This window comes from Pseudomonas sp. 51_B, from assembly GCF_017491595.1.
Lineage (GTDB): Bacteria > Pseudomonadota > Gammaproteobacteria > Pseudomonadales > Pseudomonadaceae > Aquipseudomonas > Aquipseudomonas promysalinigenes.
In genome coordinates this window covers 1-489 of record NZ_JAFGYW010000253.1, presented here as the reverse complement: position 1 = coordinate 489, position 489 = coordinate 1, and the positions used below count along the sequence as shown (strand labels likewise).

The 489-nt window shown below is 58.7% G+C and carries 1 protein-coding gene; it reads left to right on the top strand.

The annotated features are described in order from the left end of the window. Positions 1-489, top strand: a 489-nt coding sequence (locus J5M56_RS24685; protein ID WP_207938021.1) for an aspartyl/asparaginyl beta-hydroxylase domain-containing protein, incomplete at both ends; no start/stop codon positions are given.

Here is a 489-nt window from a genome sequence, read left to right as displayed (position 1 = left end):
GATGTACCTGTTTTCCGCAGTGCCATCCAGACCGTATCTGGATCGCAGCAAGTTTCCGGAGCTGGATGTACTGCGGGACAACTGGGAAACCATTCGCGACGAAGCTATGCACCTGTTCGACGAAGGCTACATTCGCGCCGCCGAGAAAAACAACGATGCCGGTTTCGGTTCGTTCTTCAAGAAGGGCTGGAAGCGTTTCTATCTGAAGTGGTACGACAAACCGCTGCCATCGGCCGAAGCTCTTTGCCCGAAAACCGTGGCACTGGTCAGTGCCATACCCAACGTCAAGGGCGCGATGTTCGCGCTGCTGCCGGGCGGCAGTCACCTCAATCCGCACCGTGACCCGTTCGCCGGCTCCCTGCGTTATCACCTCGGCCTGTCGACACCCAACTCCGACGACTGCCGGATCTTCGTCGACGGTCAGGTTTACGCCTGGCGCGACGGCGATGACGTGATGTTCGACGAGACCTACGTGCACTGGGTCAAGAA